General features: G+C 69.5%; 10 protein-coding genes and 1 pseudogene. 3 read left to right on the forward strand and 8 right to left on the reverse strand.

Features of this window, described 5'->3' with window-relative positions:
- Positions 1–2: 2 nt before the first annotated feature.
- The 5 genes and pseudogenes from OG788_RS46355 to OG788_RS46375 form a co-directional block, all read right to left on the reverse strand.
- Positions 3–2,792 carry a hypothetical protein gene (locus OG788_RS46355; RefSeq protein WP_406368377.1) on the reverse strand — a complete coding sequence of 930 codons (2,790 nt, stop codon included), beginning with the start codon at positions 2,790–2,792 and terminating at the stop codon, positions 3–5.
- A gap of 1 nt (position 2,793) precedes the next feature.
- Entirely contained in the window at positions 2,794–5,409 is a 2,616-nt protein-coding gene (locus tag OG788_RS46360; protein WP_406368375.1) for an ATP-binding protein, read from the reverse strand.
- Positions 5,406–5,950 (reverse strand): annotated as a pseudogene (locus OG788_RS46365) (hypothetical protein). Before OG788_RS46365 ends, OG788_RS46360 begins: the two are co-directional and overlap by 4 nt.
- Positions 5,947–6,282, reverse strand: coding sequence for a hypothetical protein (locus OG788_RS46370; RefSeq protein WP_406368371.1), 336 nt, complete (start codon positions 6,280–6,282; stop codon positions 5,947–5,949). The pseudogene OG788_RS46365 and the gene OG788_RS46370 overlap by 4 nt, the downstream one beginning before the upstream one ends.
- Complete coding sequence (locus OG788_RS46375; protein WP_406368369.1) at positions 6,279–7,205, reverse strand: conjugal transfer protein; 927 nt, start codon at positions 7,203–7,205, stop codon at positions 6,279–6,281. The genes OG788_RS46370 and OG788_RS46375 overlap by 4 nt, the downstream gene beginning before the upstream one ends.
- A 617-nt stretch (positions 7,206–7,822) precedes the next feature.
- Here OG788_RS46375 and OG788_RS46380 point away from each other — a divergent pair.
- The 3 genes from OG788_RS46380 to OG788_RS46390 all read left to right on the forward strand — a co-directional run bounded on the left by OG788_RS46380 (position 7,823) and on the right by OG788_RS46390 (position 9,626).
- Positions 7,823–8,434 carry a hypothetical protein gene (locus OG788_RS46380; protein ID WP_406368367.1) on the forward strand — a complete coding sequence of 204 codons (612 nt, stop codon included), beginning with the start codon at positions 7,823–7,825 and terminating at the stop codon, positions 8,432–8,434.
- 553 nt (positions 8,435–8,987) lie between these two features.
- Positions 8,988–9,344, forward strand: coding sequence for a hypothetical protein (locus OG788_RS46385; RefSeq protein WP_406368365.1), 357 nt, complete (start codon positions 8,988–8,990; stop codon positions 9,342–9,344).
- Positions 9,345–9,419: 75 nt separating this feature from the next.
- A complete protein-coding gene (locus OG788_RS46390; protein ID WP_406368364.1) occupies positions 9,420–9,626 on the forward strand; it encodes a DUF6417 family protein in 207 nt (68 codons plus the stop codon).
- A 93-nt stretch (positions 9,627–9,719) separates the two neighbouring features.
- Here the strand turns inward: OG788_RS46390 and OG788_RS46395 are convergent, their stop codons facing one another.
- From OG788_RS46395 to OG788_RS46405, 3 genes are all read right to left on the reverse strand, one after another.
- Entirely contained in the window at positions 9,720–11,354 is a 1,635-nt protein-coding gene (locus OG788_RS46395; RefSeq protein WP_406368363.1) for a protein kinase domain-containing protein, read from the reverse strand.
- A 289-nt stretch (positions 11,355–11,643) separates the two neighbouring features.
- On the reverse strand, positions 11,644–12,168 hold the full coding sequence (locus OG788_RS46400) for a GNAT family N-acetyltransferase (protein ID WP_406368361.1): 525 nt from the start codon (positions 12,166–12,168) through the stop codon (positions 11,644–11,646).
- A complete protein-coding gene (locus tag OG788_RS46405; RefSeq protein ID WP_406368360.1) occupies positions 12,165–13,418 on the reverse strand; it encodes an XRE family transcriptional regulator in 1,254 nt (417 codons plus the stop codon). The genes OG788_RS46400 and OG788_RS46405 overlap by 4 nt, the downstream gene beginning before the upstream one ends.
- Between the last annotated feature and the right edge of the window lie 45 nt (positions 13,419–13,463).

Here is a 13,463-nt window from a genome sequence, read left to right on the forward strand (position 1 = left end):
CCTCACGTGTCCTCACCGGCCTCGGCCCGCCGCCGGGCCCGCTCCTGCTTCAGCCGCACCTGTTCGGCCTCGGGCGGCGCGGTCCTCCGCATCAGTTCCTGCCACTGGGCCGTCGCCTCGGCGCGTGTACTGCTGCGTACGCTCCCGATCCCGGGAAGAGCCGACCCCTGCGGCCGACGGCTCACCGCAGGCCGCGGTGGGTTGCCTCCCCGCAGCGGCGGCGTGGGGGCAGGCGGCGGTGCCGCGGTGCTATCGGCTCCAGAGGCTGGGGCACGGGTCGGTGAGGCAGGCGGGACGGTGCCGCCCGTGGATCCGCCGTACCTGGCAGGTCGTGCCGGCGCAGGCGGGCGGGTAGTCGCGGCTGGCGACGTTGCGGTCGGCGAGGTTGCGGTCGGTAGGCGGCGGCTAACGAACGGACCGGTCCCGCCGCTGTCATCGGTGTGTTCCCGCAGGACCCGGGAGACGTGACGGCCCGTGTCCCCCCAGGCGCGGCCGTCCTCACGGACGGTGTTACCCCACACCCGTACCTGCTGTCGGGCATCCTGCGCGTACTGCGAACCTGCCCGGCGGACGTTGGCCGGCAGACCGACGGTCGCCCCATACGCGGTACGGCCACCCCGGCGCAGGATGCGATACCCGCGAAAGCGGACCAGCCGGTTGTGGGCGCGTGTGGAGAGCAGCGTGCGGTCGCTGTTCTGGTCGTGCAGGGTCTCTCCCGAGCGGCGGTTGACGATTTTGCCGTCCCTAGTGCGGTACCGGTCGGGCGGACCGCCAGGCCTGCGCGGACCGCCACCGCCCGAACCGGTTCCCCCACCGTCCGAGGGGCCGCCCGCAGCCGGGTCACCGGCGCCGGTCGGCTTGCGCCACTTGGCCAACTGCTCCCGGTCGGGCCGCCGGCCGATCAGCAGCCAGTGAGCGCCCTTGATACCGAGCCGCGCCCCGGCCCCGCCGACGGCGGCCGCCGCGGTGAGCGGGGCGAGCCCACGCCCGGCTTCCGCCGTGGCATCGGCGACCATGCGACCGGTGTCCACCGGCATACCCGTCCCATCGGCCAGCGAGGACAGCGCACCCATGAGCCTGTGGCGGGTGCCGAGCAGCCCGAACCGGCCGCCCCCACCGCCGGTCAAAGAGCGCAGGCCACCGCCGTATCCACCGAGCCCAGCGGGGGAGTTCATAGCGAGAGCGGCGCCGAGTTCGGAGGTGTCGCCGGGCATGTGCGAGCCGCCGACCTTGGCGTAGCGCATCCGCATCGCCATGCGCCGGCCGAAGGACGTGATGCCCGTCAGCAGCCGACGGTGACCGGCCGCACCAGCGATGGCCAGCACATCGATCAGCAGGATCCGCTCCACCATCAGGTCGGGCCCGTCGGTGATGGTGGCATCCACAGCGATACCGAAGAAGGGGACGAAGGCGCAGACTCCGACGAGCGTCAGCACGGAAATGCCCCATACCGACAGCCACTTCCACACGCTCTGGCGGGCTGGCCCGGGCAACATGCCCGCGACGAACGTGACGCCCCCGGCGGCCGCGGCCGCCGCACACGCGGCCTGCGTGCCCAGCATCACGATGGCGGAGGACAGCAGCATGCCGCAGATGAACAACGCTGCGATCAGCAGCAGGGCGGCGCCCCCGACCCGCCACCAGGTCGGCTTCTCCGCGTAGGCGGCGCACGACTTGCCGACCGGGCCAGCCTTCTTCATGTCGCCGAGGAACGCCGCGAAGGCCTGGTCCTCGTCGGTGATGATCGCGTTGGAAGCGCCGAGGAGTTCGCCTCCGGGCGTGAACGCCGGGAGATCGTCGATGTCGTGGCTGCTGGTCGGCGGCTTGCCGTCGGCGTCCCTCTCGCAGAACTTCTTGCCTGGTCCGCGGATCAGACTGCAGGCGCGCTTCGCCTTGTCCGAGGGTGGTCCCTCTGGGGCCATGTACCCGCCGGTGATCCACTTCAGGTGGAGGGCGTAAGCCTTGCGGTCGCCTGTCCTGGCCGGGTCGAGGATGCGTCCGTACTGCAGGAGCATGTACGGCTTGACGATCAGCGCGTTGGTGATCGAGTCCTGGATGGGGCGGGCCACTTCGGCGGCCGAGACCGGGCTTTCCCCTTCACGTTCCAGGCACTTGAGCTCAGCGTTGCCGGCCATCCCGTCGCACGGCCCCATGCTGGCGAGTTTGCCGCCCCAGTTATAGGAGTTGACGCTTTGCTGGGCGACCTCGGCGGCCACCTGCTGGCCCTGACCGAGCGGCCCGTCCTGCGCGAGCAGGTAGTCGGGGCGCACGAACGTCGACGCCGCGAACGCCGCGATCAGCAGCGTCAAGAAGATCTCGCCCAGACCCCGGCCCACCTTGCCGCGCACGATCATGAATCCGGCGAACACGAACGCCCAGGCCAGCAGCAGCCCCTTCAGGCCGAGCGTGTCGACGACCACGGTGTTGTAGCTGTCCGCGACCTTCTGCGCGGGACGGGTCAGGATCTTCAGCAGCGGGAACCGGAAGGCCAACTCGATCGCCCACCCAGCCAGTCCGACCAGGAGCCGGATCAGCGTGAACAGACCGGAGAGCGCAAAGGCCAGGGCCTGAGTTTTGAACGCGATGATGGAGCCGCCTGAAGAGCTCAGCTCGTACCCGTTGATCGGCACCCCCTCGGAGGAGGTGATGTTCAGCGGGGCCAGCAGGTCGCCGCTCTCGCTGCTGCTGTTGCTTGCCGCGTAGACGACCTGGCTGTTCACCACGACGAACACCGTGGTGAGCAGCAGAACGAAGCCGGCGGAGCGCAGGGTTGCGCGGTCTGGACGCACCATGTCAGCGCCGCCCGGGCGTGGTGGTGATGGAGGCGGTGATGCGGTCGATGCGGGGAATGACGGTCTTCACCCGGCCGGTGTTCTGCCGGGGACAGGTTAGGAGGAACTCGCCCTCCCGGCCCCGCTGTCCCACCGGGGACAGGCCGGTGGTCACCAGTCGCAACAGCGCCGGATCGTTGGGGTCGAGACCCACGAACTCCAGGCCCCGGCGGGCGCGCTCACGGTCCGCGGTGCGGGCCAGCGCCCGGTAGGCCATGAGACCACTGTCCGGGCCGAGCTCCCGGGCATCGTGGGATCCGGCGAGCAGGCCGGCGCCGTGCTTGCGCCCGTCGTGGAGGATCTCGTGGACCAGAGCGGTGCCCTCCGCCGACGAGGTGAGCCAGTACAGCTCGTCCAGGACCACGGCGGTGAACCGGTCAGGGTCCTCGAACGCGGTCTGCCGGGCGATCGCGGCGATCAGGTACAGCACCGCGCGGCCGATCAGCGCCTCCAGCGGCTGCTGGTGCAGGACTTCGGGCTTGTCGAACGCGGCTTTGGGCGGCAGCGTCAGACCGGTCGTCGTGATGACGATCATGTCGGAGGCGCTGGAGGCGTCCAGCCGCACCGGCGGCAGGCCCGGGTCGAACACCATCGCGGCGAGGGAGTTCCCAGCCACCACACGGATGAGGCCGGCCAGGGTGGCGGCCGCGTCCTGCCGCTTGCCCGCCTCGCTCGCGCCCATCTCCTCGAGGACCTCAAGGACACGGTGCATGGAAGGGGCATCGCTCGCCGCAGCCTGCTCCACCGCGTGGTGCAGCACCTCCCCATGGGTGCTCATCGGGCCGATCCCGAGCTGCAGGGTGAGATAGGACAGGGCGTAGTGGCGTCCCTCGGGGCCCGCGAACATGCGCAACGGGTCGATGGAGACCTCGGCCTGGGCCGCGTCGATAATCTGAACCCGGCCCTTCGCCGCGGTCCGGGCAAACGTCGCCCACTCCCGGACGGGCGTGCGGTCGATACAGATCGCGCAGCCGCCCCGCGCCCACACCGACTCCGCGACGAGTTTCTGCAGGACACTCTTGCCCGCTCCGAGGTCACCAACGACGCCCATCGACGCAGACGCGTCCTGCTTCGGCGCATCCGCAACATTGATCATCACGGGGCGAGTGGTGCCGCAGTCCAGATCGATGCCGAGGAACATGCCGTTCGGGTCGCCGACCTCCGTTGTGGTGAAGGCCCCGCCCAAAGCCCAGTCCTCGGAGACCTGATGTTGGGTGAACTCCCGCACCGCACCCGGCCGTACCGTCCCGGGCAGACCCAGAGTGAACAGCGCCTCCTGCAGACCGGCCGGGCGCACCGCCCGGTAGTCGGCGCCTCCGAGCAGCGCAGCCAGGGCGCGGGCCCGCGCGTCGCAGACGGCCGCGGTCGGACCCCACACCGTCAGCACGGTCACCGACTGCACCTCGACCTCGACCGACGTACGCGACAGCCGGGCATCCAGCTCGCCCAGGTCGCGGGCCGCGTCGCTCAGCGAGGAAGGCATGCCGGTGGGGCGGGCGTCGTACTGGTCGGCCTGGTCGATCAACTCGTTCTTCTTACGCCGCACCTGGTCGCGCGCCTTCTCCGCCGGCACCAGCGTGAGGTCGACGGTGTAGTCGACCGGGAAGTCGAGCATCTCCAGTTGGGCGAACAGGTCCGCGGCATCCTGACTGACGACGGGGGGACACTCGGCAAGCGCCAACTGCGCCTGGTAGCCCGTGCCGGCGTCGGACTCGACTTGGAGCCAGCGCCGCCGCAGTGGCGAGGAGGTGTTCAGTCGCCACCAGGCGCCTCGGCCCGACCGGGCGATCTGCCCCCCGCCCTTTAGGTCGTCGACGTCGTCCAGAGCGGGGTCGATGCCGCCCTCCTGCAGTCGCACCTGTCCGAGGTCGGCGTAGCTGGGGGAGTGCAGGACACCATCGCGGACCTGCCCGCCGTACAGTGCGCTCGCTTCGGCCTCGGCCAGCAGTGGCTCCGCCAGTCCGCGCTGCAGAGCGTGCTGGACCATCCACACGATCTCCGCGGGGCGGGCGGGCCGAAACGCGATCCCGCCGGCGAGCGCCGCCTCCACCCGGGAGGCCTGCTCCCGGTAGGCGTTCACCTCACGCCGTCCCACCGGGACAGGCCGAACCCCCAGCGCCGGCCCCAGCTCCGCCCACACCGAACCCATCGACGCCGCCATCCGCAAGCCAGCTGTCTCCGTCGTCAGCGGCACAGCCAGCCACAGGGTGCGGTGGTGCATCTCCTGCTCGCCGAGCAGATCCAAGGTGGCTTCGACGTTCTCCACCCACGGATGCAGCCCGTCATCCTGCATGGCGTCGGCGGGCTCGATGCCCTCGATCATCCGCAGTGCGACCTCGCCCGGATCGACCTGGGCGCACAGCCCGAACAGACGCGGCGCCCCAGACAGGGACCGAACCAGGTGCGTGATCTTGGCGAGCTGCTCGTCACGGACCGCACCCGGCACATAGGTGCCCTGCACGCTCTCCTCACGGCGCCCCTGCCCGTCGGGACCGGGGTGCAGCCGGTACACAGCCCACACACTGCCCTGCGCCGACCAGACCAGGTGCCCGGCGATGTGACGGATCGGCACTCTCACCGCGCACCCCCGGCCTGTTCGGCGAGCGCGAGCAGCTGCTGCACACCCGACACGGGCCGGGCGGCCTGAGGGGGAGGCGCCGTTGCCGCGTGACGGCGAGGACCGGCAGACCGCTCAGGCGTGCGGGACGGCGACCGCGCTGGAGGAGGTGGTGCGGGCGCGTCCTCGATGGTGAAACCCCGAGGAACGGACGGGCCGCGCGGTCGCGCGCGGCGCGACCGCCGAGACGGCCACCGGACGGCTGCCAGGCAAGCAGCACCCACCCGAGAGCCGCCTGCAACGGCGCGCGGCCCCGGACCTTCGGCCGGCGCACCGCCCAGATCGCCAGCACCCACGCCACGACCGGCACCGGCCCCATCCACGACCACACCGCGATCGTCTTGAACAGGACGAAACCGCCGCCGACCGCGACCGCGATCTGCGCAGGCGTGTACGGCCCCAAGGGGATCTTCCAGTCGGCGACCCTGCCCAGCACCCACGGGTGGCGGCGCGCAGCTGTGTAGAACCGGCCCGACCGTCCAGCGGCCGCGCTACCGCTCACAGCCGGACCTCCGTACCGGCGACGTGCTCACCCGGCTCCGGCGCCGGTGCGGGGCCCGGCACCGCCGGGGCGCCTTGGGACGGGTTGTTCACCTCGTCCTCGAACATCTTCGCCAGGTCGTTGCGCGAGTTGTACAAACCCAACGCGACCACCAGCGCCAGCAGGGCGGCGATACCGGCCTTGATACTGAACCGCTGAATCATGACGACGACCACGATGCAGACCAGCCCGGCCTGCAGGCCCTTGTCCGCCCAGTCCTTGAACATGGTGATCCAGCTGTCGCCCAGATCGTTGAGCTGACCGGCCAGCATCAGATCGCGCACCGGCGTCATGACCGGCCCCCGTCCTGAACGGTCCCGGACTCCAGGCCGGTGACCTCCCACCGGCCCGACCGGGCCGTGAGCGCAAGCTCGTACGCCAGCGGCCACCGCCCGTCCTCGTCGCGGGCTTCCACCTCGACGAGGACGTGCACCGCCGTACCGTCGACAGCCACCTTCTCGGCAGCCGCGGCCTCCTCGACCGCCCGCACCTGCTGCACCATCACCCTCGAATACGGGGCAGGCGTCACCGCCGACAGCCTCACACCAGGCGCGAGATACCGGTCCACCTCTCCCGCACCGGCCAGGTACGCGGACAGGAACTCGCCCACCGAGGACGACAGATCACCGTCAGGGACGCTCACCCGGTACGGCGACTGCGGCGCGTCCGCCCGTACCGGTCCGGCCACCACACCAGGAGCGCCGGTCACCGTGAACGAACCACCCGCGCGGTCGGCGACCACCGGCACGGCGTAGTTGCACAGCCGGCCGTCCGCGTACTGCGCAGCCACCGTCACCGACCACACACCGCCCTTGCGCTGCGCACTGCGCACCGCCGTCACCGACTCCGGCCGTGACTGCGCACCCTCGGCCAGGTCGGGCAGCTCAACATTCGGCGCCATCGACTGCGCAAGCCGGGCCTGCGCACTGGTGGCGTCATCCGCGGTACTGCGCAGCCACGCGCCGAGAAACAGCTGCGCATACCCGGCGGGGTCGGAACTCGGTGCCCCGGTGCGCACCAGGGCCGGGCGGGGGGTCGCGGCCTGCACCGTGGTCGGGGCTGAGGTGACGGCGACGCACAGGGCGATTGGGCCGGCCGCGATAGCGGTCCAGGCCGCCAAGCGAGAAAGGCGTACGCGACGCCGCATCCTCTCCAGCGCCACGCCCGCGGCAACGGGGCCAGCTGCGCCCTCGGATGCCAGCTTGTCAGGAGGCATGCTCAAACTCCCAGGTCAGAACGACTGTTGATGACCTAAAGCAGACCCACCGACCCCGACCCGACCACCAACCATCCGACCCCGACCACGGTCTCGATGACGACACAAACCCCATGGTCGGCCCGACCACAGACCCCACCACGCCCCAAACGAGGCCCGGGGCGGCGCACGCTCGGCACGAGACAGCCACCATGGCGAGCGATCAGATCGGAGTGCCACAGCCGTTGCGCAACCACCGGGCCGAGCCAATGCGCACAGGCGTCCACTCGGTGCGCAACAGCCGCGCACTGCCGTCATTGCGCACCGCCGCCGCGGTGCGCAATCGGGCCGCGCACTGTGGGCGAGGCGGCACCCTGCGCACCCGTGGTCGGCCCGACCATGAGCCCGACCACGAACCCGACCCTGGCCTGTTGTCAGACCGTGACCGGCGGTCGGGTCCGGTGGACGCCAATCTGGTCGGGGCCGACGAGTGAGCTGGCGACATGCGCAACACGCATCAGGACCTACGCCCGTTCCCACACGCCCCAAACCGGTGGGACACGAAGCAAGCCCGCGCTCTGCGAACCGGCCATCAGCTCAGCGCCGCATGCTCCGCCGCGTGCGAACCCGTACTCGCGATGGAACCCACGCGCTGGGGCTGGATCTCCTGGACCATTCCTAGCGACGGCACCCTCCCCGAAATCCCCCACGAGATCGGCGTCGTCACCCCCGGCACCACGCGCGCCCAACGCGCCGTCCTTTACCGGCTGGCCGGACGTCCGGGCCGGCGCATCACCCTGGGCCGTGCGCTACCCGGATCCATACGCCGATCCACCGCCTACGCCGTCATCGTCAGCCTGCTCGTCGGCCTGCTCTCCATCCACGCCGGCCTCGCCGTCGACGTCGCCCTGCCCGCCATGGCGCTCGTCCCGCTGCTCATAGAGCGACTGGAAGACCACCTGGACGCCAAGGATGCTGCGCACGTCCGCCGCATCCAGGGCGACGCCGCCTGCCAGTACACACAACGCCTCGCCACTCTGCAGGACCAACTCCTCCACCTCGACGTCCCAACCGACAGCCGTTACGAACTGTGGCGCGCGGCCGAAATCGGACACGGCCTGATGTGGGACGTCGCCATGCTGCTCCAGGTCCAAGACACCCGCTCCGTCTCGCCCGCGCTGATCGCCCGAGAGACGCTGATGCTCCAACTTGTGCACCAGGCAGCGAAGTTCAGCTCCGGCCCTCGATAGCCGTTCGACACGTGCAGGCCCGGTGTAACCGGGCGAGGGATCATCTGGGGCATCGGCGACGACGTCTGCTCCCCGCACGTGTGGGGATGGTCCGGAAGACCGGCCGGAAGCCGCGGAGTGCGTGAGGTGCGGCAGGCGTATGGCTACAGCCCACGCATCCCGAGGGATGTCAGATGACGCGCCTGCCGCGGGCCGAGCCTAGCGTCAGCCCTCGATGTATCCCAGCGCGCTGTCCGGCCAGCAGTGGGTACAGGCGGGTACCTGGTCGCCTGCTCGTGCCGCGCGTCATCTGAGAGACCACACCAGGTGGATCAGGCCTGCTTTGTGTTGCCTTCGCCGAGTGCTGTGCGCAGCCAATCGAGGGAGTCTGTTTCGAGTACCGCTTCGGCAAATGTCGCGAGGTGCGGGTGCTCTGGACGGGGCGCGGTGAGCCCTTCACCATGCCGTTGTGGCGTGGGACTGGGTGGGGACAACGGCAGCTGGGCTCTTCGGTGTGGCAGGGACGGCCTTCACGTGGCTGGCTGGCGCGCAGGGACGCCGGCACGCGGAACGCATGCTGGCGCGTACCCAGCAGGCGGAGCGCAGGGCCAGACTGTGGCAGGAACGCCGGGAAGCGTATTTCGGGGCTCTGCGCGTGATCGATCTCGACCTGCGGCGCGAGCGGTACAAGGAACTCGGGCAGCTGCAGAAACTGCAGGAAGTGGAAGGTCACTGGACCAAGGTCAGGAGAGTGGAACTGACCACCGAGGCGGCCACTGCGCTGTGGGCCTTCGGAAGCGACACGGTAAGAGACCTGGCAGCCCGTTGGATCACTGCCAGCGATGCCGACAACGTGGCCGAGATGCGTCAGATCGCCCTCGAATTCCGGGCAGCGGTCCGCCGGGAGCTACAAGACCCGACCCAGGGCTGACCATCTGATGGATGAAGCTCCGCGCAGGTACGGTCGGCCCGTGACGCGCATCCGGGCGGGGGAGTTGACCAGGCCATGGACGACTACGACCACCTCGATCTCGACGCGATCGACTTCGCGCCGTTGGACGGCACCACTGAGCGGCTGGCCCTGCTGACGTTGCAGGAGGCGCATGACCAGCTCCGGCTCCTGCTGACGATCGCGCAGGACGGCCATCCGCTGTCGCCGCAGGCGGACAGGCTGGCGCGGGAGATCGCTGCGCGCATCCCCTCGGAGAACTGACCGCGCAGCCACCGGACAGAGTGCCTCTGAGGGGAGAGCTCCCCCGTACGTCCGGGGATCGTCCCGCGATGCGGGCGCACGGGCAGGGGTCTTCTATACGCGGCAGCTGTCGATGTGGGTGACGTCGCGGAAGTTGGTGATGATGGGGCTGGCCATGGATTCGCGGTAGACGACGGCGGCGCGGCCGTAGGGCCAGGTGGGGTCGTTGTGGAAGTCCTGCTGGGCTTCGCTGCAACTGCCGAACATCAGGCCGCGGACGACGTCGGTCCATTCGGTGTCGTCGCGGTAGTCCTGCCCCTCGGGGTAGGTCCCGGGGCCGAAGGTGACGAACATGGTCTGCGCCTGGGGGTTGAAGGTGACAGTGATGGCATCGTCCAGGTACTGCTGTCCCTGGAGGACGGGGGCTGCGTCGTTGATCAGTTGCCGAGCCGCCTTCTTCTCAGCCACGGTGACCGGTATCCGAGCGTCGGCCCATTCATCAATAGTGGGCTGCGTGGTATCGCTGCGGGTGTAGGCGGGGGAGGGGGCAACGCTGCGCTGCGGGGTCTGTGATGCGGCTCGCGCTGAGGGTGTGGACCCGGCGGGACTCGAGGACTGAGGGGCGGACTCTTTGGTGACGGCGTCCACGGTGGCCGCCGAGGTGGTTTGGCCGCTGCGTGCTGCAGGGCCCGCGCCGGGGTCGTCGTCGGACGACTGGGAGGCGGCCACGGCTCCGCCGATGCTGCCGAGGATCGCAGCGGCCGCGGCGACGGCTACGTAGAGCTGGGCCCGGTTGCGATGCCGTGTCGGGGCGGGCCAGGAGGCATCGTCCTGGGGTGCCGGATCCCAGCGCAGGCTGCCGATCAGGTCGGATATCAGCGTGGGCTGCCAGCCGTCGTCGGGCGTGGTGACAGCGGTTGCCTGGCAGGCGAGCAATTCGGCTGCCGAAGAAGCGAGTTGCGTGGCATTGGGACGGTCGGCTGGCTCCTTCGACAGGGCATTTTCGACCAGAGGCAGCAGGTCGGCCGGCACGCCGTCCAGGTCCGGCTCGGCCGACATGACGCGAAAGGCCACAGCGTCGGCAGCGCCGTTGCCGAAGGGCAGACGGCCGGTCGCGGCGTAGGCGACGAGGGCTCCCCAGGCGAACACGTCGCCGTGGGGGCCGACGGCGCCGGTGCGGTAGTGCTCGGGGCTGATCCAGCCCGGTGTACCCGTCATCACTCCGGTACGGGTGACCGAGGTGCCGTCCAAAGCGTGGGCGATGCCGAAGTCCAGCACCTGCGGGCCGGACGGAGCCAGGATCACGTTGGGCGGCTTCACGTCCCGATGGACCACGTCCGCGGCGTGGATGGCGCAGAGCGCGGCTGCGGTACCGGCTGCCAGTGCGTACAGATGAGCCCCGACCAGGGGACCGTTGAGCGTCACGTGCCGGTCAAGAGTAAGGCCGGGGATAAAGGCCGTGGCGAGCCACGGCAGGGCAGCTTCGGTGTCGGCATCGCGGAACGGCACCAGGCATGGGCCGGTGACCCGCTGAGAGAGCTGCACTTCTCGCCGGAAACGCGCACGGAATTCATCGTCCGCAGCCTGCGCTGGATGAATGACCTTTACAGCCATCCGCTCGCTTGCCGCAGACAGCGCGGCAAACACCGTGCCCATGCCGCCCGAGCCGAGCCGTCCCACAATCCGGTAGGGCCCCACGCGGCGCGGATCGCCCGGCTGCAGTGACTGAACACGGTTGGACACGTACATCCCCCTGGTGATCAACGGCACCGCACGGGCCGAAGCGGTAGCCCATCGTAGGGGCTGTCACATTCAAGTTCTGCCGCACAACCGACACGGCGCATCCAAGATCACGCCGCTCATTGCCTCACGCCCCTCCAGTGCGTGCCGCGCACCGTTGCATGGACGCACCGGCGGACGCATGGCGTCCAGCGACGGGCGCCCCCAGGGGCTGTTCGCCAGCGCGGCAAGCCCAGCCGGAGGCCGGCGTGCGGGCCGTAAGGCCACCGCTCCTACGGCTGCCTCTACGGGTTGTAGATCAGTGCAGATCCTTGATCATGACTGCGTACAGCGGGGAGTCGGCGAACGGCTGTTGCTCACCGACCTTGGTATAGCCCCAGGAATCGTAGAGGTCTTGGACTTTGGGGTGGGTGACGTCGACCAGGAGCACGGCGAGGTCCTCCGGGCGCTCGGAGAGCAGTGCCTCGTGGAGGCGCTCAGCTATGCCTTGCTTGCGCCATCCGGGCCGCACCAAGACCTCGGAGACGGCGAAGGTTGCGCTGTAGCCGTTGTTCGGCTTGTAGCCCGTGGAGCGCCACCACTCACGGCCGGACTGGAGCGGCGCGCCGTAGGCGAAGCCGGTCGGCTCCTCACCGTCGAAACCGACGACGCACGTGAATCCCTCCATGTTCGACCAGTGATTGGCGAACCAGGGGAAGCGCTGGTTGAACTCCAGGTCCATGGCATCGGCGTAAGCGTCAGCGTGGACATCGACCAGCATCTCCGTGAAGTCGGCCGGAAGTTCACCGTGGCGGTACTGCCGCAGGTTGATCACGCTGGTCACGCTCGACTCCATTCATCTCGCATACGGTCCGCCCAGTCCCGGGCGTACGTAGTGGACGGCGCCATGCTGAAGAGATCTCGGTGGAAGTCTCCGATCAGCGTGCGCATCCGTCCAGGCAGCGGGGAGCCCTCCATGAGGGCGAAGACGTTGGCAGCCGTCTTTGTGGCTTGTTCGGGCTCGCCTTGGCGGAGCTGGGCAAGTGCGAGCTGGCAGGTCGCCAGGGCACGGTTGCGTCGAAATGTGCCGGGGATTCTGGCAAGCGCCTGGTGCGCCATGGCTTCAGCATTGGCGTGCAGTCCGCTGTGGTTGAGGATGATCGCGGCGAGGTGGTCGAGCTCGGCTGCTCCGTAGAAGGCCGTCCACCGCGGATGGTCTACTACTACGGCCTTGCGGAGCGTGGTCTGCGCTGCCCGAAGGGAGCGCTGGGCTGCCCTGGTATCGCCGAGGGTTGCGTGAGCCAGGGCGACGCGGACGCCGCCCATAGAGCCGAAGAACGGGTCTCTGCGGGCGGCCGGAGAAGCCTCGGCGGCCTGAGCCGCAGCGAGTTGCTCGGGCCAGTTCCGCCGCTGGTAGGCGAGCATGGCCATGTTGACCCACACACGCATGCCGGTTGACGGGTCCTGCGAGAGGCCGGCGAATGCGGTCGACTCGTGCAAGTAATTCTGTGCGCGGTCGAGGTCGCGAAGGTCGATGCAGGACCAGGCTGCGATGGTGGTGTATTCCGCGGCAAGGGCGTACAGGGCTCGGCGTACTCGCTCGCTCGCGTTTCGCTGCTGCAGTGTCAGTACGTCGGCGCGGCCTCGCAGGGCGGCTGCGGCTAGGCCGGCATGGCCGCCCTGGTGGTCGTCTGCTTCGACGAGCCGGTTCATGTTGGCGGCAACACGCGACACGTCGGACATGCCGACAGAGCGGCGCTGCTTGACGATCGGTAGTACTGCGGCGGCTGTTCCGGTGGTTGAGGCGATGAAATTGCGGCGCCGCACTGGGTCCTCCGGGGGGTCTTGCATGGAGCGTGGTGCGCTGAACCCTAATTCCTCTACCCGGCAGCCGAACACGCGCTCCAGTGCAGCGCACGTACGACCGATGGGTCGGCTGTGCCTGCCGCTCAGCAGGTTGCGGATGGTGCGTGACGATATTTCACCGGGACGGCCGGTGATCTCCAGCAGTGCTTTGTTGAGCTGACCTGCCAGCTCGTCCTGCGTGAGGCCGAGTTCCTGCATCCGGCCTTGAAGGATGAGGTTCGCTCCCATGCGCCGACGGTAGTCCTGCCGCCATCGTGCGATCTAGCCCCGAGG

The sequence above is a fragment of the Streptomyces sp. NBC_00647 genome, assembly GCF_045207245.1.
Lineage (GTDB): Bacteria > Actinomycetota > Actinomycetes > Streptomycetales > Streptomycetaceae > Streptomyces.

Excerpts from the sequence above, each read along its gene's own strand:
- OG788_RS46355 (WP_406368377.1), bottom strand. The coding sequence starts at position 2,792 with ATGGTGCGTCCAGACCGCGCAACCCTGCGCTCCGCCGGCTTCGTTCTG.
- OG788_RS46370 (WP_406368371.1), bottom strand. The coding sequence starts at position 6,282 with ATGACGCCGGTGCGCGATCTGATGCTGGCCGGTCAGCTCAACGATCTG.
- OG788_RS46375 (WP_406368369.1), bottom strand. The coding sequence starts at position 7,205 with ATGCCTCCTGACAAGCTGGCATCCGAGGGCGCAGCTGGCCCCGTTGCC.
- OG788_RS46380 (WP_406368367.1), top strand. The coding sequence starts at position 7,823 with ATGGAACCCACGCGCTGGGGCTGGATCTCCTGGACCATTCCTAGCGAC.
- OG788_RS46385 (WP_406368365.1), top strand. The coding sequence starts at position 8,988 with ATGCTGGCGCGTACCCAGCAGGCGGAGCGCAGGGCCAGACTGTGGCAG.
- OG788_RS46390 (WP_406368364.1), top strand. The coding sequence starts at position 9,420 with ATGGACGACTACGACCACCTCGATCTCGACGCGATCGACTTCGCGCCG.
- OG788_RS46395 (WP_406368363.1), bottom strand. The coding sequence starts at position 11,354 with ATGTACGTGTCCAACCGTGTTCAGTCACTGCAGCCGGGCGATCCGCGC.
- OG788_RS46405 (WP_406368360.1), bottom strand. The coding sequence starts at position 13,418 with ATGGGAGCGAACCTCATCCTTCAAGGCCGGATGCAGGAACTCGGCCTC.